26 protein-coding genes are annotated in these 24,248 nt (G+C 67.4%); 19 read left to right on the top strand and 7 right to left on the bottom strand.

Translation table 11 applies throughout. The features are described from left to right. Positions 1 to 7 precede the first annotated feature (7 nt). The 4 genes from rfaD (at position 8) to cysM (ending at position 4,173) form a co-directional block, all read left to right on the top strand. Complete coding sequence (rfaD, locus tag LIN44_RS13815) at positions 8 to 1,003, top strand: ADP-glyceromanno-heptose 6-epimerase (protein ID WP_227312553.1); 996 nt, start codon at positions 8 to 10, stop codon at positions 1,001 to 1,003. Positions 1,004 to 1,178: 175 nt separating this feature from the next. Next, the gene (locus LIN44_RS13810; RefSeq protein WP_227312552.1) at positions 1,179 to 1,568 is read left to right on the top strand and encodes a helix-hairpin-helix domain-containing protein; all 390 of its coding nucleotides are present in this window, start codon (positions 1,179 to 1,181) and stop codon (positions 1,566 to 1,568) included. Positions 1,569 to 1,824: 256 nt separating this feature from the next. After that, positions 1,825 to 3,126, top strand: coding sequence for a solute carrier family 23 protein (locus LIN44_RS13805; RefSeq protein ID WP_227312551.1), 1,302 nt, complete (start codon positions 1,825 to 1,827; stop codon positions 3,124 to 3,126). Between the two features lie 144 nt (positions 3,127 to 3,270). Beyond that, positions 3,271 to 4,173 (top strand): cysteine synthase CysM, encoded by a 903-nt coding sequence (gene cysM, locus LIN44_RS13800; protein ID WP_227312550.1) that lies wholly within the window; start codon positions 3,271 to 3,273, stop codon positions 4,171 to 4,173. Positions 4,174 to 4,242: 69 nt separating this feature from the next. Here cysM and mltB read toward each other — a convergent pair whose 3' ends face one another. After that, complete coding sequence (mltB, locus tag LIN44_RS13795; RefSeq protein ID WP_227312549.1) at positions 4,243 to 5,349, bottom strand: lytic murein transglycosylase B; 1,107 nt, start codon at positions 5,347 to 5,349, stop codon at positions 4,243 to 4,245. Between the two features lie 168 nt (positions 5,350 to 5,517). Between mltB and LIN44_RS13790 the strand changes: the two genes are divergently transcribed. From LIN44_RS13790 to LIN44_RS13755, 8 genes are all read left to right on the top strand, one after another. Then, positions 5,518 to 6,441: a histone deacetylase family protein gene (locus tag LIN44_RS13790; RefSeq protein WP_227312548.1), complete on the top strand. Its 924-nt coding sequence runs from the start codon at positions 5,518 to 5,520 to the stop codon at positions 6,439 to 6,441. A gap of 12 nt (positions 6,442 to 6,453) precedes the next feature. Beyond that, positions 6,454 to 7,257, top strand: a complete 804-nt coding sequence (locus LIN44_RS13785; protein WP_227312547.1) for an enoyl-CoA hydratase — start codon at positions 6,454 to 6,456, stop codon at positions 7,255 to 7,257. Positions 7,258 to 7,421: 164 nt separating this feature from the next. Then, entirely contained in the window at positions 7,422 to 8,456 is a 1,035-nt protein-coding gene (locus tag LIN44_RS13780) for a methionine ABC transporter ATP-binding protein (RefSeq protein ID WP_227312546.1), read from the top strand. Then, positions 8,446 to 9,099: a methionine ABC transporter permease gene (locus LIN44_RS13775; protein WP_092308203.1), complete on the top strand. Its 654-nt coding sequence runs from the start codon at positions 8,446 to 8,448 to the stop codon at positions 9,097 to 9,099. The genes LIN44_RS13780 and LIN44_RS13775 overlap by 11 nt, the downstream gene beginning before the upstream one ends. A 33-nt stretch (positions 9,100 to 9,132) precedes the next feature. Next, a complete protein-coding gene (locus tag LIN44_RS13770; protein WP_227312545.1) occupies positions 9,133 to 9,930 on the top strand; it encodes a MetQ/NlpA family ABC transporter substrate-binding protein in 798 nt (265 codons plus the stop codon). Between the two features lie 220 nt (positions 9,931 to 10,150). After that, positions 10,151 to 10,900, top strand: coding sequence for an electron transfer flavoprotein subunit beta/FixA family protein (locus LIN44_RS13765; protein WP_227312544.1), 750 nt, complete (start codon positions 10,151 to 10,153; stop codon positions 10,898 to 10,900). Positions 10,901 to 10,920: 20 nt separating this feature from the next. Continuing rightward, the gene (locus LIN44_RS13760) at positions 10,921 to 11,856 is read left to right on the top strand and encodes an electron transfer flavoprotein subunit alpha/FixB family protein (RefSeq protein WP_227312543.1); all 936 of its coding nucleotides are present in this window, start codon (positions 10,921 to 10,923) and stop codon (positions 11,854 to 11,856) included. Between the two features lie 118 nt (positions 11,857 to 11,974). Further along, entirely contained in the window at positions 11,975 to 13,759 is a 1,785-nt protein-coding gene (locus LIN44_RS13755) for an acyl-CoA dehydrogenase (RefSeq protein WP_227312542.1), read from the top strand. A gap of 87 nt (positions 13,760 to 13,846) precedes the next feature. On the opposite strand, the gene LIN44_RS13750 is transcribed toward LIN44_RS13755, so the two are convergent. Next, positions 13,847 to 15,151, bottom strand: coding sequence for a D-amino acid dehydrogenase (locus tag LIN44_RS13750; RefSeq protein WP_227312541.1), 1,305 nt, complete (start codon positions 15,149 to 15,151; stop codon positions 13,847 to 13,849). A gap of 108 nt (positions 15,152 to 15,259) precedes the next feature. Between LIN44_RS13750 and LIN44_RS13745 the strand changes: the two genes are divergently transcribed. Together LIN44_RS13745 and LIN44_RS13740 are read left to right on the top strand one after the other, a co-directional pair. Continuing rightward, complete coding sequence (locus LIN44_RS13745) at positions 15,260 to 15,763, top strand: Lrp/AsnC ligand binding domain-containing protein (protein ID WP_012352108.1); 504 nt, start codon at positions 15,260 to 15,262, stop codon at positions 15,761 to 15,763. Positions 15,764 to 15,777: 14 nt separating this feature from the next. Then, positions 15,778 to 17,007, top strand: coding sequence for a PA0069 family radical SAM protein (locus LIN44_RS13740; protein ID WP_370641649.1), 1,230 nt, complete (start codon positions 15,778 to 15,780; stop codon positions 17,005 to 17,007). 331 nt (positions 17,008 to 17,338) lie between these two features. On the opposite strand, the gene LIN44_RS13735 is transcribed toward LIN44_RS13740, so the two are convergent. The 4 genes from LIN44_RS13735 to LIN44_RS13720 form a co-directional block, all read right to left on the bottom strand. Next, positions 17,339 to 17,830 (bottom strand): TM2 domain-containing protein, encoded by a 492-nt coding sequence (locus LIN44_RS13735; protein ID WP_227312539.1) that lies wholly within the window; start codon positions 17,828 to 17,830, stop codon positions 17,339 to 17,341. Between the two features lie 146 nt (positions 17,831 to 17,976). Next, entirely contained in the window at positions 17,977 to 18,135 is a 159-nt protein-coding gene (locus LIN44_RS13730) for a hypothetical protein (protein WP_165835196.1), read from the bottom strand. Positions 18,136 to 18,410: 275 nt separating this feature from the next. Further along, on the bottom strand, positions 18,411 to 18,806 hold the full coding sequence (locus LIN44_RS13725; RefSeq protein ID WP_227312538.1) for a hypothetical protein: 396 nt from the start codon (positions 18,804 to 18,806) through the stop codon (positions 18,411 to 18,413). A gap of 153 nt (positions 18,807 to 18,959) precedes the next feature. Further along, the gene (locus LIN44_RS13720) at positions 18,960 to 20,084 is read right to left on the bottom strand and encodes a sorbosone dehydrogenase family protein (RefSeq protein WP_227312537.1); all 1,125 of its coding nucleotides are present in this window, start codon (positions 20,082 to 20,084) and stop codon (positions 18,960 to 18,962) included. Positions 20,085 to 20,236: 152 nt separating this feature from the next. On the opposite strand from LIN44_RS13720, the gene rpsP reads away from it, so the two are divergent. The 5 genes from rpsP (at position 20,237) to LIN44_RS13695 (ending at position 23,337) form a co-directional block, all read left to right on the top strand. Next, positions 20,237 to 20,488 (top strand): 30S ribosomal protein S16, encoded by a 252-nt coding sequence (rpsP, locus tag LIN44_RS13715; protein WP_018007036.1) that lies wholly within the window; start codon positions 20,237 to 20,239, stop codon positions 20,486 to 20,488. A 121-nt stretch (positions 20,489 to 20,609) separates the two neighbouring features. Next, positions 20,610 to 21,233, top strand: a complete 624-nt coding sequence (gene rimM, locus LIN44_RS13710; RefSeq protein WP_227312536.1) for a ribosome maturation factor RimM — start codon at positions 20,610 to 20,612, stop codon at positions 21,231 to 21,233. A 30-nt stretch (positions 21,234 to 21,263) separates the two neighbouring features. Next, the gene (gene trmD, locus LIN44_RS13705) at positions 21,264 to 22,046 is read left to right on the top strand and encodes a tRNA (guanosine(37)-N1)-methyltransferase TrmD (protein WP_227312535.1); all 783 of its coding nucleotides are present in this window, start codon (positions 21,264 to 21,266) and stop codon (positions 22,044 to 22,046) included. Positions 22,047 to 22,120: 74 nt separating this feature from the next. Then, entirely contained in the window at positions 22,121 to 22,513 is a 393-nt protein-coding gene (rplS, locus tag LIN44_RS13700) for a 50S ribosomal protein L19 (protein WP_012352117.1), read from the top strand. 143 nt (positions 22,514 to 22,656) lie between these two features. Next, entirely contained in the window at positions 22,657 to 23,337 is a 681-nt protein-coding gene (locus LIN44_RS13695) for a CoA pyrophosphatase (RefSeq protein WP_227312534.1), read from the top strand. An 18-nt stretch (positions 23,338 to 23,355) separates the two neighbouring features. On the opposite strand, the gene LIN44_RS13690 is transcribed toward LIN44_RS13695, so the two are convergent. Next, positions 23,356 to 24,204 (bottom strand): sulfurtransferase, encoded by an 849-nt coding sequence (locus LIN44_RS13690; RefSeq protein WP_227312533.1) that lies wholly within the window; start codon positions 24,202 to 24,204, stop codon positions 23,356 to 23,358. Between the last annotated feature and the right edge of the window lie 44 nt (positions 24,205 to 24,248).

Raw genomic sequence — 24,248 nt, 5'->3', positions numbered from 1 at the left:
TCCGACCATGACCATCATCGTCACCGGTGCCGCGGGTTTTATCGGCAGCAATCTCGTCAAGGGCCTGAATGAACGCGGCGAGACCCATGTCATCGCCGTCGACAACCTGACCCGCGCCGACAAGTTCCACAACCTGGTCGATTGCGAGATCTCCGATTACCTGGACAAGCAGGACTTCCTCGCGCGCTTTGCCCGCGGCGAGTTCGGCAAGGTCCGCGCGGTGTTCCATGAAGGCGCGTGCTCCGACACCATGGAGACCGACGGCCGCTACATGATGGAGAACAACTACCGCTACACGCTGTCGCTGATGGAGAGCTGCCTGGAGCAGGGCACGCAGTTCCTCTATGCGTCGTCGGCGGCGACCTACGGCGCCTCGCAGGTGTTCCGCGAAGACCGCGAGTTCGAGCGTCCGCTCAACGTGTACGGCTACTCCAAGTTCCTGTTCGACCAGATCGTGCGCCGCCGCCTGCCGTCGGCACTGTCGCAGATCGTCGGCTTCCGCTACTTCAACGTGTACGGGCCGCGCGAAACGCACAAGGGCCGCATGGCCTCGGTGGCGTTCCACAACTTCAACCAGTTCCGCGCCGACGGCACGGTGAAGCTGTTCGGCGAATACGGTGGCTACGGCCCTGGCATGCAGAGCCGCGATTTCATCTCGGTCGAGGACGTGGTCAAGGTCAACCTGTTCTTCTTGGACCATCCGGAGAAGTCCGGCATCTTCAACCTGGGCACCGGCCGCGCCCAGCCGTTCAACGACATCGCCGCCACCGTGGTCAACACGCTGCGCGAGGCCGAGGGCAAGCCACCGCTGTCGCTGGACGACCTGGTGCAGGAAGGGCTGGTCGAGTACGTCAAGTTTCCCGACGCGCTGCGCGGCAAGTACCAGTGCTTCACGCAGTCGGATGTGTCCAAGCTGCGCGGCGCCGGCTACAGCGAACGCTTCCTGACCGTCGAGGAAGGCGTGGCGCGCTACTGCCGCTGGCTGCTCGAGCGCAACGGCTGAACCCGCATCGTCCCCGCATCGTCCCTGCCTTGCGCCGGCTGACACGCTTTCGTGCGGCCGGTGTCAACTTTTGTTGCCGCATGCGCCGCGCTCGCGGCGCGACCCTATCCTGACCTGACCTCGCCGCCCCGGCGGGGGTGGTACCTCAGACCATCCACAGGAAAGGAGAGCCTTTATGGCCATGCACTGGATCGGGCAGCTTGCCCGGCGTTTTTCCCTGATCTCCCTCGCGGCAAGCTTGTGCCTGCTTGCCGGCGGCACCGCGCGTGCCGCGGTCGATGTCAACACAGCGGACGAGGCGGCGCTGACTTCGGTCAAGGGCGTGGGACCGGCCACGGCCCGCCACATCGTCGAAGAGCGCAACAAGCGCGGGCCGTACAAGGACGCCGCCGACCTGGCCGAGCGCGTCAGCGGCATCGGGCCGAAGTCCGTGGCCAAGTTGCAGGATGCTGGCCTGACCATCGCCGGCAAGGGGACGAGCGCCGCCGCGCCATCCGCGGCGCCGCCTGCAGCGCCCGCCAAGGGGGCAAAGGCCACGCCCGCGCCGGCAAAGCCGGCGCGCTAGCGCTGACCGCGCTGCCCTGTGCCCGGTCGTGCTGCGGCCGGGTGCGTTGTGGCTCGTTGTGGCTCGTTGTTGCTGGTACGCGTTGTGCTAAAGATTGCCGGCTTCGCAGGCCCCGTGGCGGCGGAGTATCATGCGGACGCCGCGCAGGCAGGACCTGCCGCGCGGCTGCCGACCGGCATTCCACAACCTAACAACCAGGCACAAGCGCGGCGGCCGCGATCCGGCGGCCAGCCCGGACCACAGGGAGCAAGACAATATGGCGAATGGCGAGGACGCGGGATTCCTGCCGCAATGGCGGCTCAAGACCGGGGGCGTGATCGGCCCCGATGAGCGGCTGCCCGCGGGGCAGACGCTGCTGGCCGGGATCCAGCACGTGGTGGCGATGTTCGGCTCGACCGCCATCGCGCCGATCCTGATGGGCTTCAACCCGAATATCGCCATCCTGTTTTCCGGCATCGGCACGCTGATCTTCTTCCTGTGCGTGCGCGGCCGGGTGCCCAGCTACCTGGGCTCCAGCTTTGCCTTCATTGCCGTGGTGATCGCCGCCACCGGCTATGCCGGCAGCGGCCCCAACCTCAATATCCCGGTGGCGCTGGGGGGCATCATCGCCGCAGGCGCGCTGTACACGCTGATCGGGCTGATCGTGCAGGCAGCGGGCTACGCCTGGGTGGAAAAGCTGATGCCGCCGGTGGTGACCGGCGCCATCGTCGCGGCGATCGGACTGAACCTGGCCCCGGTGGCGGTCAAGGCGGTCAGCGGTGCGGCGCTGGATACCTGGGTGGGGCTGCTGACCGTGGTCGCGGTGGGGCTGGTCGCGGTGCGCGCGCCCGGCATGATCGGACGCCTGCCGGTGCTGATCGGCGGCCTGGCCGGCTATCTCGCCTACTACCTGGGCACCAATGTGATGGGGCTGGGCAAGCCGATCGATTTTTCCGGCGTGGCCACCGCCAGCTGGTTCGGCCTGCCGGCGTTCACCGCGCCGACCTTCGAACTCAACGCGATGCTGCTGATCGCGCCGGTGGCGATCGTGCTGGTGGCCGAGAACCTCGGCCATATCAAGGCCATCGGCGTGATGACCGGCCGCAACCTCGATCCGTACATCGGCCGCGCCTTTATCGGCGACGGCATCGCCACCATGCTGTCGGCCAGCGGCGGCGGCACCGGCGTGACCACCTATGCCGAAAACATGGGGGTGATGGCGGTCACCAAGATCTATTCGACGCTGATCTTCGTGGTGGCGGCCGCGGTGGCCATCCTGCTGGGATTCTCGCCCAAGTTCGGCGCGTTGATCCTGACCATCCCGGGGCCGGTGATCGGCGGACTGACCATTGTCGTGTTCGGCCTGATCGCCGCCACCGCGGGCCGGATCTGGGTGCAGAACCATGTGGACTTCTCCAGCTCGCGCAACCTGATCACGGTCGGCGCTACGCTGACGGTGGCGGCCGGCGACCTGACGCTGAAGCTGGGCGGCATGACGCTGGGCGGTATCGGCACCGCCACCTTCGGCTGCATCCTGCTGTACCACCTGCTGGGCGAAGGCAACCGCGAGGAAGGCTGAGCCACGGCGGAGCCGGCCGGCGGTGCAAATCCCGCCTGCCGGCGAGGGGATAGGGTCTGGATTACAATGGCCGGCGAATTGGAATCCACCTGGAATCCCCCCGGCATCCCCTCGGCATCCCCCGTTTGCGACCTTTGTTCCCCCATGGCCTACAAGACAATTGAAGACACCATCGGCAATACGCCGCTGGTCAGACTGCAGCGCATTCCCGGCGCGGCCAACGACGCGCGCGGCAATGTGATCCTCGGCAAGCTTGAAGGCAACAATCCGGCCGGTTCGGTCAAGGACCGTCCGGCGGTGTCGATGATCGCCGGGGCCGAAGCGCGCGGGCGCATCAAGCCGGGCGATACGCTGATCGAAGCGACCTCGGGCAATACCGGCATCGCGCTGGCCATGGCAGCGGCCATCCGCGGCTACAAGATGGTGCTGATCATGCCCGAGGACCTGAGCCTCGAGCGCCGCCAGAGCATGGCCGCCTACGGCGCGGAGATCATCCTGACTCCGGTCAAGGGCGGCATGGAGTACGCCCGTGACCTGGCCGATTCGATGGAGCGCGACGGCAAGGGCGTGATCCTCGACCAGTTCGCCAATCCGGACAACCCGCAGGCGCACTACGAGGGTACCGGGCCCGAAATCTGGCGCGATACCGACGGCCGCATCACCCACTTCGTTTCGGCGATGGGCACCACCGGCACCATCACCGGCGTGTCGCGCTTCCTCAAAGAGCAGAATCCCGGGATCCAGATCGTCGGCGCGCAGCCGGCCGAAGGCTCGCGCATTCCGGGCATCCGCAAGTGGCCCGAAGCCTATCTGCCCAAGATCTACGATCCCAAGTTCATCGACCGCACCGAGCCGGTGAGCCAGAGCGATGCCGAGCACATGGCGCGCCGCATGGCGTCGGAAGAGGGCATCTTCTGCGGCATTTCCGCGGCCGGTGCGCTGTGCGTGGCGTTGCGCGTCGCCGAGGAAGTCGAGAACGCCACCATCGTCTTCGTGGTGTGCGACCGCGGCGACCGCTACCTGTCGACCGGCGTGTTCCCCGCCTGATTCCCGGCGCCGCGGCAAAAAGAAAAAGGCCTCGCACATGCGAGGCCTTTGTGCTTTGGCCGTGCCGGCTCAGCCCATCGCCGCCTTGACCGCCTCGCCCAGCTGGTACACCGCCAGCGCATAGAAGAAGCTGCGGTTGTAGCGCGTCAGCACATAGAAGTTGCGCAGGCCCAGCAGGTACTCGGTGGGCTGGTCGGGCGTGGGCAGGTCCACCACCAGCACGCCGGTTTCGCCTTCCCGCGCCAGGTTGATGGGCTCGTCCACGCGCAGCCCGGCGCGGGTCAGCTGGTTGAGGGTGCGGGTCGGCCACGGCTCGCCATCGGCCGCAGCGGTGGCAACGCCGAGGCTGCCGGCGTCGGGGGCGATGCGCCACACCACCGGACGGCCCGGCTCCCAGCCGTGCAGCTGCAGGAAGCGGGCCACGCTGCCGATGGCGTCGGTGGGGCTGTTGCGCAGGTCGATGTGGCCGTTGTTGTCGTAGTCGATGGCGTATTCGCGCAGGCTGGTCGGCATGAACTGCGGGATGCCGATGGCGCCGGCATACGAGCCCAGCACCGAGTAGACATCGGTGCGGGTGTCGCGGCACCACAGCAGGTAGTCGGCCAGCTGGTTGCGGAACAGCGTGGAGCGCGCGGCGCGGTTGGGTGTGTCGGGGTAGTCGAAGGCCAGCGTCGACAGCGAATCGAGCACGCGGAACGTGCCCATGTCGCGGCCGTAGATGGTTTCCACGCCGATGATGCCGACGATGACCGAGGCCGGCACGCCGAACTCGGCCTCGGCGCGGCGCAGCGTATCGCGGTTGTCCTGCCAGAAGCGCACGCCCGCATTGATGCGGACCGGCTCGATAAAGCGCGAGCGGTAGGTGCGCCAGCTTTTGCGCCCGGTGGTGGCGGGCGGCATGATCAGCCGTACCACGGTGGCCGAATAGACGGCCTGGCCGAACCAGTCCTGCAGCATGCTGCGGTCAAAGCCGTGGCGCGCCACCATCTCGTCGATAAAGGCACGTGCTTGCGGATTGTCGCGGTAGCGGCCGGGTTCGATTTCTTCCTCGCGCACGCTGACGCGGCGTTTGCCGGCGGCGAGCAGGCTGGGGGAGAGGCCGCAGAGTCCGAGTGCGGCAGCGGAAAGCGCGGCGCCCAGCAGGGGGCGTCGCAGTGAGCGCTGGGTGTCGGTCATGGTGTCCTTTGCAAGTCGCACCGAGTATAGCGGATGCCACCGCGGCATCCGCCCCGGGTGGCCCGCGCATGGCGCGCCGGCACGGCTGGGTGACCTGGCCCGGCGTGTGCTAACGTAACGTTTGGAGACAACATGGCGACGCACTGCAACCCATTGCGACGATAAGAGATGCCGACAGGCTATTACACGCACCCCGAGTTCCAGCGGCACGAGATGGGGCACTTCCACCCCGAGTGTCCGGAGCGCCTGCAGGCGATCGAGGATCACCTGATTTCGCATGGCCTGGACGGGCTGCTGGAGCGCCGCGAGGCGCCGCCGGCGACGCGCGAGCAGCTCGAGCGCGTGCACCGGCCGGAGCACGTCGACGCGCTCGAACGCTGCAGCCCGTCGAGCGGCTACCACGCGATCGACCCGGACACTTCGATGAACGCGCACACGCTCGCGGCGGCGACGCTGGCTGCGGGTGCGGCGGTGGCGGCCACCGATGCGGTGATCGCCGGCGAGTTCGAGAACGCATTCTGCTGCGTGCGTCCGCCCGGCCACCACGCCGAGCCGGGCCGCGCCATGGGCTTCTGCTTCTACAACAACGTCGCCATTGCCGCGCGCCATGCGCTGCAGGCGCACGGGCTCGAGCGCGTGGCGATCATCGACTTCGACGTGCATCACGGCAATGGCACCGAAGCGGCGTTCCGCGGCGACGAGCGCGTGATGATGTGCAGCATCTTCCAGCACCCGTTCTATCCCTACAGCGGCACCGAGCAACTGGCGCCGAACATGGTCAATATCCCGCTGCCGGCCTACAGCAACGGCATGGCGGTGCGCGAAGTGGTCGAGACCATCTGGCTGCCGCGCCTCAATGAATTCCGTCCGCAGATGCTGTTCATTTCGGCCGGCTTCGACGCGCACCGCGAGGACGACCTGGGCCAGATGGGCCTGGTCGAGCAGGATTACGCCTGGATCACCGGCCAGCTGGTCGAGCTGGCGCGCACCCATGCGCAGGGCCGCATCGTCAGCTGCCTCGAGGGCGGCTACAACCTCAGCGCGCTGGGCCGCAGCGTGCTGGCCCACCTGAAGGTGCTGCTGGAACATTAGGAGAGCGCCGCCATGGCCGAGAACGATGCGCGCGTCGACGCGCCGCTGCTGACCGAATCGCGCGACGCCGCCGGCGTGGCGCGCCTGACCATGAACCGGCCGCAGGCGTTCAACGCCTTGTCCGAAGGGCTGCTGGATGCGCTGACCGATGCGCTGCGCCGGCTGGCCGCCGACGACAGCGTGCGCGTGGTGGTGCTGGCGGGTGCCGGCAAGGCCTTCTGCGCCGGGCACGACCTGCGCGAGATGCGCGCGGCGCCGTCGCACGACTACTACCGGCGCCTGTTCGACCGCTGCACGCGCATGATGATGGCGATCCAGCGGATGCCGCAGCCGGTGATCGCGCGGGTGCACGGTATCGCCACCGCGGCCGGCTGCCAGCTGGTAGCGATGTGCGACCTGGCCGTGGCCGCGGACGATGCGCGCTTTGCCGTGTCGGGTGTCAACCTGGGGCTGTTCTGCTCGACCCCGGGCGTGGCGCTGTCGCGCAACCTGCATCGCAAGCAGGCCATGGAGATGCTGCTGACCGGCGACATGATCGATGCCGCCAGTGCGCGCGAGCGCGGGCTGGTCAACCGGGTGGTGCCGGCCGAAGGCCTGGACGACGAGGTGGCGCGGCTGGCTGCCAGCATCTGCGCCAAGCCGGCCGCCGCCGTTGCCGCCGGCAAGGGGCTGTTCTACCGCCAGCTCGAGATGGGCATCGAGGCGGCCTACCAGCTTGCCGGGCAGACCATGGCGTGCAACATGATGGACGATGCCGCGCTGGAGGGCGTGCAGGCCTTTATCGACAAGCGGCCGCCGTCCTGGCGTGGCTCCTGATCGACTTTTGCCCTCTTTATATGCCGGGAACGCATAAAGACATCGGCAAAAAGTCGTTTATGGTATGAAGCGAATCGCATAAAATACGCGCTTCAGAAAAATAACGAGCGGCAACAGCGCTGGAGATCCCTCGCCTGTTGCCGTTTTCTTTTGGTCACCTTTTCATGATCGAACTGCAAGGACTGTCGCAGCGCTTCCCGGGCGCGTCTGGCGACGTGCATGCATTGCGGGACGTCAGCCTGTCGATTGCGGCGGGCGAAGTCTTCGGCATCATCGGGCGCAGCGGCGCGGGCAAGAGCACGCTGGTTCGCGCCATCAACCTGCTGAACCGGCCCACCAGCGGCCGCGTGGTCGTCGACGGCCAGAACCTGACCGCGCTGGACCAGGGCGCGCTGCGCCTGGCCCGCCGCGACATCGGCATGATCTTCCAGCACTTCAACCTGCTGTCGTCGCGCACCGTCTACGACAACGTGGCGCTGCCGCTGGAACTGGCCGGCAAGCCCAAGGCCGAGATCGCCGCCACCGTGCTGCCGTTGCTGGACCTGGTCGGCCTGGCGGCGCTGAAGGACCGCTATCCGGCGCAGATCAGCGGCGGGCAGAAGCAACGCGTGGGCATTGCGCGCGCGCTGGCGAGCAAGCCCAAGGTGCTGCTGTCGGACGAGGCCACTTCCGCGCTGGACCCGGAAACCACGCGTTCCATCCTGGACCTGCTCAAGCAGATCAACCGCGAACTGGGCCTGACCATCGTCATGATCACGCACCAGATGGAAGTCATCAAACAGGTCTGCGACCGCGTGGCCGTGCTCGAAGCCGGCCAGGTGGTCGAGACCGGCCGCGTGATCGACGTGTTCCTGCGCCCGCAGCACGAGGTCACGCGCGCCATGATCGGCGACGTCATCTCGCAGGAACTGCCGGCGAGCGTGCTCAAGCGCGTCGAAAGCCGGCTCGGCAACGGGCGCGACCACGTCTACCGGCTCGCCTTCACCGGCGAGGGTGTCGACCAGCCGGTGCTGGCGCAGGCGATCCGCCGCTACGGGCTGGATTTCAACATCCTGCACGGCCATATCGACGAGATCCAGGGCCAGGCCTTCGGCTCGCTGGCGATCATGGCCACGGGCGAACTGGCCGATGTGAAGGCGGCGATGGAATACCTGCAGGCGCAAGGCGTCGTGGTGGAGGAGTTCGAGCATGTGGTCTGAAATGTTTGACCTGTTCCTGACCTCGTTCAACGAGACCCTGCTGATGGTGGCGATCTCGGGCGTGGTCGGCGCGCTGCTGGGCGTGCCGCTGGGCGTGCTGCTGCACCTGACCAACCGCGGCGGCGTGCTGTCGCACCCGCTGTTCAACCGCACCATCGGCGTGGTGGTCAACGCGGTGCGCTCGATCCCGTTCATCATCCTGCTGGTGGTGGTGATCCCGTTCACGCGCTTTATCGTCGGCTCGTCGATCGGCACCACCGCGGCGATCGTGCCGCTGACCATCGCGGCGATCCCGTTTATCGCGCGGCTGGTCGAAAGCGCGCTGCGCGAGGTCGACAAGGGCCTGGTCGAGGCGGCGCAGTCGATGGGCGCCACCACGCGCCAGATCGTGTGGAAGGTGCTGCTGCCCGAGGCCATGCCCGGCATCGTCGCCGGCCTGACCATCACCTTCGTCAGCCTGGTCGGCTACTCGGCCATGGCCGGCGCGATCGGCGGCGGCGGCCTGGGCGACCTGGGCATCCGCTATGGCTACCAGCGCTACATCACCGAGGTGATGGTGGCGGTGGTGGTGATCCTGATCGTGTTCGTGCAGGCGGTGCAGAGCTTCGGCGACTGGCTGGTCCGCCGCATCAGCCACCGCTGAACCCAAGACTTTATTGAGATAGGAACGCACATCATGCAACGTCGCAACCTGCTGCAATGGATGCTCGGCGCCGCCCTCGGCGCCTCGCTGGCCACCGGCGCGATCGCCCAGGACAAGCCGATCAAGATCGGCGTCACCGGCGGCCCGCACGCGCAGATCATGGAACAGGTGAAGAAGGTCGCCGCCAGGGACGGCCTCAACATCCAGGTGGTCGAGTTCAGCGACTACATCCAGCCCAACGCCGCGCTCGCCGCCGGCGACCTCGACGCCAACAGCTACCAGCACCTGCCGTACCTGGAAGCCCAGATCAAGGACCGCGGCTACAAGTTCACGCATATCGCCTACACGGTGACCTTCCCGATGGGCGTGTATTCGAAGAAGATCAAGTCGCTCGACCAGCTCAAGCAGGGTGCGCGCGTCGGCGTGCCCAACGACCCCACCAACGGTGGCCGCGGCCTGTTGCTGCTGCAGAGCAAGGGCGTGATCAAGCTCAAGCCCAACGCCGGCCTGAAGGCGACGCCGCTGGACATCGCCGAGAACCCGAAGAAGATCCGCATCGTCGAACTAGACGCCGCGCAGCTGCCGCGTTCGCTCGATGACCTCGACGCCGCGGCGATCAACGGCAACTACGCCGAATCGGCCGGCCTGTCGCCGACCAGGGACGCGATCGCCATGGAAGGTCCGAAGGGGCCGTACGCCAACCTGATCGCGATCCGCGAAGCCGACAAGGGCAAGCCCTGGGTGGCCAAGCTGGTGAAGGCCTACCATTCGCCGGAAATCAAGCAATACGTCACATCGACCTTCAAGGAGTCGGTCATCACCGCCTGGTAAGCCGGCGTCACTCGAGGGTTTCATCCAATCGGACGAGGCCAGCCGGCCTGGCTTTGCGGCACAATCTCCGAACCGGTAAAAAGGGTGCCGGGCCTATGCCCGGCATCATTTTGCCGATAAAATAGTACGATCGTTCGAAAAATAGGAGAGCCGCCAACCCGGTGGTTATAATGACGAGCGAACAAAATTTCTGACTATCAGCTATCAGTGGAGTGAGCGCATGAAAGTACTCGTCGCAGTCAAGCGGGTGGTGGATTACAACGTCAAGGTCCGCGTCAAGGCGGACGGTTCGGGCGTCGATCTGGCCAACGTGAAGATGAGCATGAACCCCTTCGACGAAATCGCCGTGGAAGAGGCCGTGCGCCTGAAGGAAGCCGGCGTGGTTACCGAAGTGGTCGCCGTGTCGTGCGGCGTCACGCAGTGCCAGGAAACCCTGCGCACCGCGATGGCCATCGGTGCCGACCGCGGCATCCTGGTGGAATCGAACGAAGACCTGCAACCGCTGGCCGTGGCCAAGCTGCTGAAGGCGCTGATCGACAAGGAACAGCCGCAACTGGTGATCCTGGGCAAGCAGGCCATCGACGACGACTCCAACCAGACCGGCCAGATGGTGGCCGCGCTGGCTGGCCTGCCGCAAGCCACGTTCGCCTCGAAGGTGGTGGTGGCCGACGGCAAGGCCTCGGTCACCCGTGAAGTCGACGGCGGCCTGGAAACGCTGTCGCTCACGCTGCCGGCAGTGGTCACCACCGACCTGCGCCTGAACGAGCCGCGCTACGTCACGCTGCCGAACATCATGAAGGCGAAGAAGAAGCCGCTGGATATCGTCAAGCCGGAAGATCTCGGCGTCGATGTCAAGCCGCGCCTGTCGACCCTGAAAGTGGTCGAGCCGCCCAAGCGCAGCGCGGGTGTGATGGTGCCGGACGTCGCGACGCTGGTGCAGAAGCTGAAGAACGAAGCCAAGGTTATCTGAGAGCGCGGGGGAGAAATAACATGACTGCACTCGTCATTGCTGAACACGACAATCAATCGATCAAGGGCGCCACGCTCAACACCGTGACCGCCGCAGCCCAGTGCGGCGGCGACGTGCACGTGCTGGTGGCCGGTGCCAACGCCAAGGCCGCGGCTGACGCCGCCGCCAAGATCGCCGGCGTGACCAAGGTCCTGCTGGCCGACGCACCGTACTTTGGCGACGGCCTGGCCGAAAACGTGGCCGAGCAGGCGCTGGCCATCGCCAACGACTACTCGCACATCCTGGCCCCGGCCACCCCGTACGGCAAGAACATCCTGCCGCGCGTCGCCGCCAAGCTGGACGTGGCCCAGATCTCGGAAATCTCCAAGGTCGACGCGCCTGACACCTTCGAGCGCCCGATCTACGCCGGCAACGCCATCGCCACCGTCAAGTCGGAAGACAAGATCAAGGTCATCACCGTGCGCGGCACGGCCTTCGACGCCGCCGCTGCCGAAGGTGGCTCGGCTGCCGTCGAGACCCTGCCGGCCGTGGCCGACGCGGGCGTTTCGCAATTCGTTTCGCGCGAAGTGGCCAGGAGCGACCGTCCGGAACTGACCGCCGCCAAGATCATCGTCTCGGGTGGCCGTGGCGTGGGCTCGGGCGAGAACTACACCAAGGTGCTGACGCCGCTGGCCGACAAGCTCAACGCCGCGCTGGGCGCGTCGCGCGCCGCGGTCGACGCCGGCTTCGTGCCGAACGACTACCAGGTCGGCCAGACCGGCAAGATCGTCGCGCCGCAGCTGTATATCGCCGTCGGTATCTCGGGCGCGATCCAGCACCTGGCCGGCATGAAGGACTCCAAGGTGATCGTCGCGATCAACAAGGATGCCGAAGCCCCGATCTTCTCGGTGGCCGACTACGGCCTGGTGGGAGACCTGAACACCGTGGTGCCGGAGCTGGTGGCAGCACTGGGCTGATGCCGCGCCGGCCGTGCCGGCCGCGCTGCGGCCGGCACGGGTAACAGCAGGCAGCAAGCAACGAGCCGTTCCGGGGGCGACCCGCGAACGGCTTTTTCATACATGTTGGGAGACATCGATGACCTACCGTGCGCCGATCAAGGACATGCTGTTCGTCATGAACGAGCTGGCAGGCCTTGAGGCCGTCAGCCAGCTGCCTGGCTTCGAAGAAGCCACCCCCGAGACCGCCGAGGCCGTGCTCGACGAGGCCGCCAAGTTCAACGAGCAGGTGGTCGCGCCGCTGAACCGCGCCGGCGACCTGGATCCGAGCAGCTGGAAGGATGGCGTGGTCACCACCACGCCCGGCTTCAAGGAAGCCTTCCGCCAGTTCGGCGAGGGCGGCTGGCAAGGCGTGCTGCATCCGCAGGAATTCGGCGGCCAGGGACTGCCCAAGCTGATCGCCACGGCGTGCAACGAGATGCTGAACACCGCGAACCTGTCGTTCGCGCTGTGCCCGCTGCTGACCGACGGCGCCATCGAGGCGCTGCTGACGGCAGGTTCCGACGATCAGAAGGCCACCTTCCTGCCCAGGCTGATCTCGGGCGAGTGGACCGGCACCATGAACCTGACCGAGCCGCAGGCGGGCTCGGACCTGGCCGCGGTGCGCACCCGCGCCGAGCCGCAGGGCGACGGCACCTACAAGGTGTTCGGCACCAAGATCTTCATCACCTACGGCGAGCACGACATGGCGCAGAACATCGTCCATCTCGTGCTGGCCCGCACCCCCAATGCGCCCGAGGGCGTGAAGGGCATCTCGCTGTTCATCGTGCCCAAGTTCCTGGTCAATGCCGATGGCAGCACCGGGGCGCGCAACGACGTGCATTGCGTCTCGATCGAGCACAAGCTCGGGATCAAGGCGAGCCCGACGGCGGTGCTGCAGTTCGGCGACCATGGCGGCGCGATCGGCACGCTGGTCGGCGAAGAGAACCGCGGCCTCGAGTACATGTTCATCATGATGAACTCGGCGCGTTTCTCGGTCGGCATGCAGGGCATCGCGGTGTCCGAGCGCGCCTACCAGCAGGCGGTGGCCTACGCGCGCGAGCGCGTGCAGAGCCGCCCCGTCGATGGCTCGGCGCGCGAGGCGGTGACCATCATCCACCATCCCGACGTCAAGCGCATGCTGATGACCATGCGCGCGCTGACCGAAGGCGCGCGCGCGGTGGCGTACGTCGCCGCGGCTGCCAGCGACACGGCGCACCAGCATCCCGACGAAGCCGTGCGCCGGCACAACCAGGCGTTCTACGAGTTCATGGTGCCGGTGGTGAAGGGCTGGAGCACCGAGCTGTCGATCGATGTCACCAGCCTCGGCGTGCAGGTGCATGGCGGCATGGGCTTTATCGAGGAAACCGGCGCGGCGCAGCACTACCGCGACGCCCGCATCCTGCCGATCTATGAGGGCACCACGGCAATCCAGGCCAACGACCTGGTCGGCCGCAAGACCGTGCGCGACGGCGGCGCGGTCGCCCGCGCGATCTGCGCGCAGATCGCCGAGACCGAGGCCGCGCTGGGCCGGCACGGCGGCGCTGCGTTCACCGCGGTGCAGGCGCAATTGGCGAAGGGCCGTGCTGCGCTGGAAGCCGTGGTCGAATTCGTGGTGGCCAACGCCAAGTCGGACCCGAACGCGGTGTTCGCCGGCAGCGTGCCTTACCTGAAGCTGTGCGGCATCGTATTCTCCGGCTGGCAGTTCGGCCGCGCCATGCTGGCGGCGGACGCCAAGCGCGCCGACGATCCGGCCTTCCACGATGCCAAGATCGCCACCGCGCATTTCTTTGCCGAGCACATCCTGTCGCAGGCATCGGCATTGCGCGATGCGGTGGTCAGCGGCGGGGCGCCGGTCAATGCGTTGAGCGCCGAGCAGTTCTGATCGTTGCGCGCGGCGCGCGCGGTGCGCCGATAGAAAAAGGGCGACCTGCACAGGTCGCCCTTTTCGTTGCCGGGTACCGCGCTTGTGTCAGGCGGCCGCCGGGCGCGGCGCCAGGTGATGGCGCGCCGGCTTCAGGTAGCGGCTGACCGACAGGTCGTCGGCGCGGATCGCCGGCGACTTGCCCGACACCAGGTCCGACAGCAGCTTGCCCGAGCCGCAGGCCATGGTCCAGCCCAGCGTGCCGTGGCCGGTGTTCAGCCACAGGCCGCGCACCTGGGTCGGACCGACGATGGGCGTGCCGTCCGGCGTCATCGGGCGCAGGCCGGTCCAGAAGGTGGCCTGGCTGACATCGCCGGCGCCCGGGAACAGGTCGGTCACCACATGCTCGAGCGTGCGGCGCTTGGCCGGGTCGAGGCTGCGGTCATAGCCGACGATCTGCGCCATGCCGCCCACGCGGATGCGGTCGTCGAAGCGCGTCAGCGCCACCTTGTAGGTCTCGTCCAGCACCGTCGAGACCGGGCCGCGCGAGGGATCGCTGAGCGGCACGGTGATCGAGAAGCCCTTGAGCGGATACACCGGCAGGTTGGACATGCCGCGCAGGAACGGCTTGACCAGCTGCGTCGACCAGCTCCCGAGCGCCACCACTACCAGGTCGGCCGACATCGGCTCGCCATTGACCACGGCGCCGGTAACGGCATCGCCCTGGCTCATCAGGCCGTCGATCGAGCGGTTATACAGGAAGCGGACGCCGAGCGTGCTCGCCATGTTGGCCAGGCGTTGCGTGAACAGCGCGCAGTCGCCGGTTTCGTCATTGGGAAGGCGCAGGCCGCCGGCCAGCTTGTGGCGGACGGCGGCCAGCGCCGGTTCGCTCGCGGCGAGTTCTTCGCGCGAAAGCAACTGGTAGGGAACCCCGGCCTGCTCCAGCACCGCGATGTCCTTGGCCGCGCCGTGCAATTGCCCGTCGGTGCGGAACACCTGCAGCGTGCCTTGCTGGCGGCCTTCGTAGGCAATGCCGGTTTCCGCGCGCAGCGCGCGGATGCAGTCGCGGCTGTACTCGGCCAGCCGCACCATGCGCTCCTTGTTGACGGCATAGCGCCCGGCGCTGCAGTTCAGCAGCATCTGCCACATCCATTGCAGCTGGAACAGCGTGCCGTCCGGGCGGATGCTGAGCGGCGCGTGTTCCTGGAACATCCACTTGATCGCCTTGAGCGGCACGCCGGGCGCGGCCCACGGCGACGCGTAGCCGGGCGAGATCTGGCCCGCGTTGGCAAAGCTGGTGCCGAGCGCCGGGCCGGCCTCGCGGTCGACCACGGTCACTTCGTGACCGGCCTTGGCCAGGTACCACGCACTGGTGACGCCAATCACGCCACTGCCAAGTACGAGAACGCGCATGTTCGGGGGCTCCAACTGCGATGACTAGGGTATAGAGGATTTGTCTCTATACTATTGAATGCATTCCAGTCATAGTTACCGAATTTCTCAGGAAAACAGGAAAAACTCATGAGAACGAGTCGCCAGCCCCAGCGCACGCTCGACCGGCTCGACCGCAAGATCCTGACCGCGCTGCAAAGCGACGGCAGGATGTCGATGAAAGACCTGGCCGAGGCGGTCGGGCTGACCATCACGCCGTGCATCGAGCGCGTCAAGCGCCTGGAGCGCGATGGTGTCATCATGGGCTACTACGCACGGCTCAACCCGGCGCTGCTCGGCAGTGCACTGCTCGTATTCGTCGAGATCTCGCTGGGCAACAAGTCGGGCAATATGTTCGAGCAGTTCCGCCGCGAGGTGCTGCGCATTCCGGAAGTGCTGGAATGCCACCTGGTGTCGGGCGATTTCGACTACCTGATCAAGGCGCGCATCCGCGAGATCGGCGAGTACCGCCGGCTGCTGGGCGATATCCTGCTGCAGCTGCCGGGCGCCGCGCAGTCGAAGAGTTATGTCGTGATGGAAGAGATCAAGGAGACACTGGCCATCTCGGTCGAGGAGAAGAGCCAGGCCGCGTGACCAAAGGCCAGAGCATGGAGCGCCCCCCGCCAAAACCCAAATCCCCCGCCAGACCCCTCGCCAGCGCCACGCGGCGCGAGGCCGACCCGGACGCGCAGGCGCCGCAGGCCGGCGCGCGCCCGCCCGTGGCGCGCAAGGGGCGGGGGGCCGTCAGCAACCTGCAGGGGCGTTTCGAGCGCGACCAGCGCGAGGCGTTCGACGACGGCTGGGGCCCGGTGCCGGAAGACACCGCTGCGGCGCCAGAAGCCATCGCGGGCGCGGACGACGCGCCACTGCCGCCATTGCGCACTGAAGTCCATGTCGAGCGCGCCCGCTCGGTGCTGACGCGCAATGCCTCGCCGGATGTTCCGTTCGACGTTTCGCTCAATCCCTACCGCGGCTGCGAGCATGGCTGCATCTATTGCTTCGCGCGGCCGACGCACGCCTACCTGGACCTGTCGCCGGGGCTGGACTTCGAAACCCAGCTCTATGCCAAGACCAATGCCGCCGAGCGCCTGCGCGAGACGCTGGCGCGGCCGTCATACCGCTGCGAGACCATCGCGCTGGGCGTCAACACCGACGCGTACCAGCCGATCGAACGTGAACAGCGCATCACGCGCCGCCTGCTGGAAGTGCTGCACGAATGCGACCACCCGGTGGCGCTGATCACCAAGTCGTCGCTGATCGAGCGCGATATCGACCTGCTCGCGCCGATGGCGGCCAAGCGGCTGGCAGTGGCGGCACTCACCATCACCACGCTCGACGCTGGCATTGCGCGCACGCTCGAACCGCGCGCGGCCACGCCGTCGCGCCGGCTGCGCACCATCCGCACGCTCACCGACGCCGGCATCCCGGTCGGGGTCAGCATTGCCCCGGTGATCCCCTTCATCACCGAACCCGATCTGGAACGTGTGCTGGAAGCGGCGCGCGAGGCGGGCGCCGTCTATGCGAACTACATCGTGCTGCGGCTGCCGTGGGAGGTCCGGCCGCTGTTCGAGGAATGGCTGCAGGCGCACTTCCCCGACCGCGCCGAACGCGTCATGAACCGCGTGCGGGACATGCGCGAAGGCAAAGCCTACGATGCCAGCTTTGCCACGCGCATGCGCGGGACCGGCGTGTGGGCGGACTTGCTGCGCCAGCGCTTTTACAAGGCCGCCGAACGGCTCGGCTTCCGCTACAACCGGTTTGAACTGGATACTTCCCGTTTTCGCCCGCCGGCGGCGGGCCCCAGCGGCAAGGACGATCCGCAGGGTTCGCTGTTCTGAGCCTTCAGGGCGGCTGCCGTGGCCTGCTGGTCGCCGATCATGCTGCTGGCGAGTTCCAGCGCCGCCTTGGCGCTCGATGGCGGCAGTCCCGAGGACAGCGCCAGCCGGACGGCGATCGCCGCCAGGCGTCCTTCCTCATAGCTTGGCATGTCGATTCTTGCTCCTTTGCGCTGCCGGGCCGTGGCCGCGCCGCGCGTCGCGCCGCCAGGATCGGACGGCTCTACCAGTATGGGCGAATTGGCAGAAAGGGAAACCGACGATTGCGGCCGCGTTGACCGCGCACAAGCGCTGCGCCGGGCGCCGAGTGCGCGGGCGCCTGCTGCGCGGGCGCTTACTGCGACAGTTCGCGCGCGGCCTCGACCTGCGCTTCGAAGAAGGTCTGGAAGCTGATGGCCAGCCCCGCCATCAGCAGGCCGGTACCGATCAGCAGCGACAGGATCACCAGGATCACCACCGGCCAGCCCGAGCGCGTGGGTTTGCCGTGCGGGTTGAAGCGGGCATCCCATCGGTCGTCCGGGCGCAGCCCGTAGACGATGGCTGCCAGGAAGGCGCTGATGACGGAAATGCCGCCGGCTACGGCAAAGGTCCAGTTCAGTGCCGGGCTGCCCGCGCCGGTGGCCATCGAGGCCACGCCGATGACGCCCGCCAGCAGCGCCAGCAGGTGTGCCCAGCCATACCGGTCGCGCAGGCCGCCCAGGTAGAAGCGGTGCGCGCCCAGGCTGCCGAACAGGAACGCCAGCGCCACGGTCAGCAGCTTCGATTTGCCGCGCGCGGACGGCGCGGCGAGCGGAGAGGCGTGGTTGGCTGGCGTGGCTGCGGGCATGGTCGGAAAGATGGTTTCAGGCCTGGGATGCAGGCCGGCGTTGCGCCGGCACGGAAGTGGCGGCACAAGGGTACCGGCCGGCCCACATTGTACGCCGGCAGTCAGCGCAGGGAAGGGAGGTGCGTCAAAAGGCGCAGGCAGCGGCGCTAATGCCAGCCGCCGGCAATCAGGCCGCGGATAAAGGCGGAAGCGTGCTCGCTGATATGGGTTTCGCTGTAGAGAACCAGGGTCAGGATGCCCATGAACAGGATCGACAGCGAGAGCTGGCCCGCGTGTTCGGCCAGGTCGCTAAGCAGGGGTGACATGACAAAACCTCACAGAATTATTGTCATTCTGGAGGCTGCGCCCGGGCCGTCTTGGTCGGGTCCCGGCAGGAGGTGTCGGGCAGAGGCAGGTCAGTTCGATTGCCGTCCGCACATGACGGCACGCTGTGAGCCCCGGACAGCGCCGGGCGGCAGCCTGTGCGCGCGCCCGGAAGCGGGGCACACACTTAAGTAGAGACAGGCCGGGCGGGGGCGGAGTTCCGCAGCGAGGGGCGCGGCGCGGTATTCGGCCGCCAGGGAAGCGGCGTCGGCTGCTATCAGCGGCCGTGGTCGCGGCCGCGCGCCTGCCAGCCAGGCCCGATCTGGCCCTGGCGCGGCTCGCTGCGGGCCTCGTTGGGGGGATTGCGTTCCGGGCCGCGGCCGCGGTTGTCGTCGCGGGCGCCGGTCAGCGCGGCGCGGCGGCCGCTGAGGCGGTCGTCGGCCCGGGCGCGCGCCTCCATCCGGTCGATCTGCGCCTGCACGTGTTCACGGCTTTCGGCGCGCACGCTGGCCATCTGCCAGCCATCTCCGGTCTGGATCCGGGCGGGCCGGCCATCGGAACGGACTTGTTGCCAGAACGCGACCTGGGCATGGCTGGCGGCTACCGCGCCGACCAGGCCCGAGGCCACCAGGATGCCAGCCACCAGGTCGCGCAGGAGAGAGCGGGTGAGCATGCGGATTCCCAGGGTCCTGTCGCGCTGTGTTGCTGTTGGAAGATGGGTTCATGGTACGCATGGGGCATCGGGGCGCCTATGCCAATCCCGTTACCGGTGTAACGGATTGTTTCGCCTGCACAAAGCCCCGCCGGACGGGGCTTTCAGGCGGATTCAGGGCTGGTAGCGGATGCGGTAAATCGCCCCCGCATGGTCGTCGCTGACCAGCAGCGAACCGTCCGGCGCGACCAGCACATCGGCGGGGCGGCCCCAGGCCCTGCCGCCGCGCAGCCAGCCTTGCGCGAACACCTCCTGGCGTACCGCCTTGCCCGCGCTGTCCAGCACCACGCGGACCACCCGGTAGCCGGATGGCTCGCTGCGGTCCCAGCTGCCGTGTTCGGCGATGAAGACGTTGTTGCGGTAGTCCGGCGGGAATTGCGTGCCGGTGTAGAAGCGCATGCCGAGCGCGGCGACATGCGCGCCCAGGCGGGCCACTGGCGGCACGAATTCGGAACACGGGCGCTTGCTGCCGTATTCCGGGTCGGCGACGTTGCCGGCATGGCAGTAGGGGTAGCCGAAATGCTGCCCGGGCGCGGTGACGCGGTTCAGTTCGTCGTCGGGCACGTCGTCGCCCATGCGGTCGCGGCCGTTGTCGGTAAACCACAGTTCGCGCGTGGCGGGATGCCAGTCGAAGCCGACAGTGTTGCGCACGCCGCGCGCCACCACCTGCAGTCCGGTGCCATCCGGCTTGATCCTGACGATATTGGCGTAGCGGCTTTCGTCGGGCTCGCACACGTTGCAGGGGGCGCCGGTGGCCACATACAGGTAGCCGTCAGGGCCGAAGCCGATGAATTTGCCACCGTGGTGGCCGTCCGACGGGAAGCGGTCGCTCACCACCCTGGGCGCGGGCGGCTGGTCGAGGCGGGCCTCGATCTGGTCGAGCCGCACGATCTTCGACACCGAGGACGCATACAGGCTGCCGTCATGGAATGCCACGCCGAGCGGATTGCGCAAGCCGGTGGCGACGGTGCGCACCCGCGGGCGCGTGCCGAGCGCATCGCTGACCGCATAGAGCTTGCCCTCGCTGCGCGATCCCACGAACAGCGTGCCGGATGGCGACATCGCCATGGCGCGCGCGCCCGGCACGTCGTCAGTCAGCACTTCGATGCGGAAACCCGGCGGCAGGCGCAGCTGGTCCAGCGGCAGCGCCGCCAGCGCGGGCTGGCTCGCTGCCAGGACCATGACGGCCAGCAGCGTACGCGGTACCATGCCAAGCATGAAGTGCAGAGCGGGGCGCATGTGTGGCCTCCTGTCGCGGTTTTTGCCACGATGCCTGCGCCGCGTTCACGCGTCAACTGCCTAAGTGTTTGTTTGGCCTCGGGAATTGGGCTATACTCTTGCGTTTCGTGTTCGAACGCCCTTGAACACCCCGTTTTCTGAGGAATCATTCCATGGTCGTTATCCGTCTGGCTCGCGGCGGCAGCAAGAAGCGCCCGTTCTTCAACATCGTCGCCACCGACTCGCGCAACCGTCGCGATGGTCGTTTCATCGAGCGCGTTGGTTTCTACAACCCGCTGGCTGCCGAAGGTGAAGAAGGCCTGCGCCTGTCGCAAGACCGCCTGGCCTACTGGCAAGGCGTCGGCGCCCAGCTGTCGCCGACCGTTGCCCGCCTGGTCAAGCAAGGCGCCAAGGCTGCTGCCTGATTGCCGCCTGCAACGCGCCCTGCCGTAACCGGCGGGGCGCGTTTGCATTGGACCACGCGCACCCGTGACTGAGCGAAAGCAGGACGCCGGGCGGCCGACGCGGCCGCCACTGAACCGGCCCATGAGCCGGCCGCAGGGCGAGCCCGCCAAGGCGCTCAGGTTGCTTGCGGCGCTGCTGTACGCCGAGCCGCTGCCAGAAGACCTGGTGGAGGTGGGCTATGTCAGCGCTGCCTATGGCATCCGTGGCTGGATCAAGGTCCAGCCGCATGCCGACGACGCGTCGGCGCTGCTGCACGCCCGCCGCTGGTGGCTGCTGAGCCCGCCCCAGTCAGGGCTGGTGGCGGCCGACGCGGCGCGGGCCGAGCCCGTCTGCGTGAAGATCGCGCAGTCGCGCGAGCACAGCGGCACCGTGGTGGCGCAGGCTGCCGGCGTGGCCGACCGCAATCTTGCGGAAGCGCTGCGTGGCCGTCGCGTGTGGATCCGGCGCGCGGATTTTCCGGCGCCGGAAGACAATGAGTTTTACTGGGTCGACCTGATCGGCTGCAGCGTCAGCAACGAGCAAGGCGAGTTGCTGGGCGAAGTGTCCGGGCTGATCGACAACGGTGCCCACCAGATCCTGCAGGTTGCCTTCGTGCAGCCCGACGGCAAGGCCGGCGAACGGCTGATTCCCTTTGTCGACGCGTTCCTGCGCACGGTGGATACCGCCGGCAAGCGCATCGTGGTGGACTGGGGGCTCGATTACTAGCAGTTGCGAAATAAGGAAGGGAGGGAGCGGATGCAGTTCGACGTGATCACGCTGTTTCCCGAAATGTTTCGCGCGCTGACCGACTGGGGCATTACCAGCCGGGCGGCCAAGCAGCAGCGGTATGCGTTGCGCAGCTGGAATCCGCGTGATTTCACCGTCGACAACTACCGCACCATCGATGACCGGCCCTATGGCGGCGGTCCCGGCATGGTGATGCTGGCCAAGCCGCTGGACGACGCCATCGATGCCGCGGTGGCGGCGCAGGCGCAGGCCGGCGTGCCGCAGCCGCATGTGGTGCTGATGTCGCCGCAAGGCAAGACGCTGACGCATGCCAAGGTCATGGAGCTGGCGCAGCGGCCGGGCCTGGTGCTGCTGTGCGGCAGGTACGAGGCGATCGACCAGCGGCTGATCGACCGCCGCGTCGACGAGGAAATCAGCCTCGGCGATTTCGTGCTGTCGGGCGGCGAACTGCCGGCGATGGCGCTGATCGACGCGGTGGTGCGCCACCTGCCTGGCGTGCTGGGCGACGCGCAGTCGGCGGTGCAGGACAGCTTTGTCAATGGCCTGCTGGATTGCCCGCATTACACCCGGCCGGAAGAATACGAAGGCGTGCGGGTCCCCGACATCCTGCTTGGGGGCCATCATGCCGAGATTGAAAAATGGCGGCGCCAGCAGGCGCTGGCCAATACCGCGCGCAAGCGCCCCGACCTGATCGAGGCGGCCCGCGAACAAGGTTTGCTGTCCCGCGCCGACGAGAAATTCCTGTCGGAATGGGCGGCGAAGGAAGGGCGGGGGGAAACTCCCGCCAGGTAAAACCCCATCCTCTGCCGGGGCCCGGGAAGTCCTGGGGCATACAACGCCGGCACGATGGTTACGGAGAAGAAACGATGAACCTCATCGAACAGATCGAGAAGGAAGAGATCGCGCGCCTGACCGCGAACAAGACCATCCCCGCATTCGCGCCCGGCGACACCGTCGTCGTCAGCGTCAACGTGGTCGAAGGTAACCGCAAGCGCGTGCAGGCCTACGAAGGCGTCGTGATTGCCAAGCGCAACCGCGGCCTGAACTCGTCCTTCATCGTGCGCAAGATCTCGTCGGGTGAAGGCGTGGAGCGTACGTTCCAGCTGTACTCGCCGCTGATCGCCGGCATCGAAGTGAAGCGCCGCGGCGACGTGCGTCGCGCCAAGCTGTACTACCTGCGCCAGCGTTCGGGCAAGTCCGCACGTATCAAGGAAAAGCTGGTGTCGAAGGCTGCCGCCGCTGCCAAGGCCGCGGAGTAAGCCGGACATGCCGGCCGGGGCGACCCGGCCAGCGTTTCCTCAGGAAGGGCACCCCAGGGTGCCCTTTTTGCATGGCGGCGCGGGTCCGCGGCCGCGCTTTGCTGCGGCGCCAGATGGCGCGCTTCTGTCATACTTGCGATGTTATGCGTCCCGCCTTCGATCCCGAATCCCTTCCCGTCATCGATACCGACCTGCGCAACGGTGCCCTGAGCGCGCCGCGCCTGCAGGTGGACTTTATCCGCCACCGCTTCCAGGCCCCGCCGGCGTGGGCGCCCGAGCTGACCGACGAATCGCGGGTCTACGATCGCAGCCGCGGGCTGCGCGACGCCGCGGTGCTGGTGCCGCTGGTCGAGCGCAGCGATGGCCTGACGGTGCTGCTGACGCAGCGCAATGCCAACCTCAGCGCGCATGCCGGGCAGATCAGCTTCCCCGGCGGGCGGCAGGAGTCGTGGGACCGCAACCGCATCGACACGGCGCTGCGCGAAACAGAGGAAGAAGTGGGGCTGGCGCGCGACTACGTCGAGGTGCTGGGCGCACTGCCGGATTACATCACCGGCACCGGCTTCCACGTGAGCCCGGTGGTGGGGCTGGTGCGCGATGGCTTCACGCTGCGCCCGGACGCTTCGGAAGTGGCCGATGTGTTCGAAGTGCCGCTGGCCTTCCTGATGGATCCGTCGCACCATGAGCGGCGCCTGTTCCGCTGGGTCGATGGCGAACGCATGTTCTACGCCATGCCCTATCCGCGCGAGAACGGCGGCCAGCGCTTTATCTGGGGCGCCACCGCCGGCATGCTGCGCAACCTCTACCACCTGCTGGCGGCCTGAGCCGCGCGCGGGCGGCGCTCAGGCGGCGGCGCGGTCCTTGCCGCCGATGCAGTGCGGGCAGCTCTTGCCGATCACGTAGTGCGGGCTCTGTTGTTGTTCGGGCGTGACCACCGCGCGGCAGGCAAAGCATTGCTTGGGGCCGGCCGGCTCCAGGCTGGGGTTCAGCGCGGTGCGGTAGTCGAAGACGAAACAGTCGCCGCGATAATGGCTGCCGCCGACTTCCTCGAAGTACTTCAGGATGCCGCCTTCGAGCTGGTAGACACGCTCGATGCCGACTTCCTGCATATGGATAGCGGCCTTCTCGCAGCGGATGCCGCCGGTGCAGAACGAGACCACGGTCTTGCCTTCAAGCTCTGCCTTGTGCGCGGCGACGGCGTCGGGAAATTCGCTGAACTTGGCGATGTCGTACTCGACCGCATCCTCGAAGGTGCCGACCGCCACCTCGAAGTCATTGCGCGTATCGAGCATCACCACCGGACGGCCTTCGTCGTCGTGGCCCTGGTCCAGCCAGCGCTTCAGGTCCACCGGCCGCACCGACGGCGCACGGCCCGCCTCGGGGCGGATCAGCGGCCTCTTCATGGTGATGATTTCCTTCTTGGCGCGCACCAGCATGCGCTTGAAGGGCTGGTTTTCCGACAGGCTTTCCTTGGGCGCGATATCGGCAAAGCGCGCATCGGCATGCAGCCACGCCATGAAGCCGTCGATCGCTGCGCGCGGGCCGGCCAGGAACAGGTTGATGCCTTCCGGCGCGAGCAGGATCGTGCCCTTCAGGCCCGCCGCCTCGCAGCGCTCGCGCATGGCCGGGCGCAGGGTCTCGATGTCGTCCAGCGAGACAAACTTGTAAGCGGAAATATTGACGATCTGCATGGGACCCTGCGCCGCCGCGGCGGCGTCCCGGGGGACGCCGACAG

It is taken from the genome of Cupriavidus sp. MP-37 (assembly GCF_020618415.1).
Taxonomy (GTDB): domain Bacteria; phylum Pseudomonadota; class Gammaproteobacteria; order Burkholderiales; family Burkholderiaceae; genus Cupriavidus.
The sequence above is the reverse complement of the archived record's forward strand: the minus strand, read 5'-3'. Positions and strand labels throughout refer to the sequence as shown.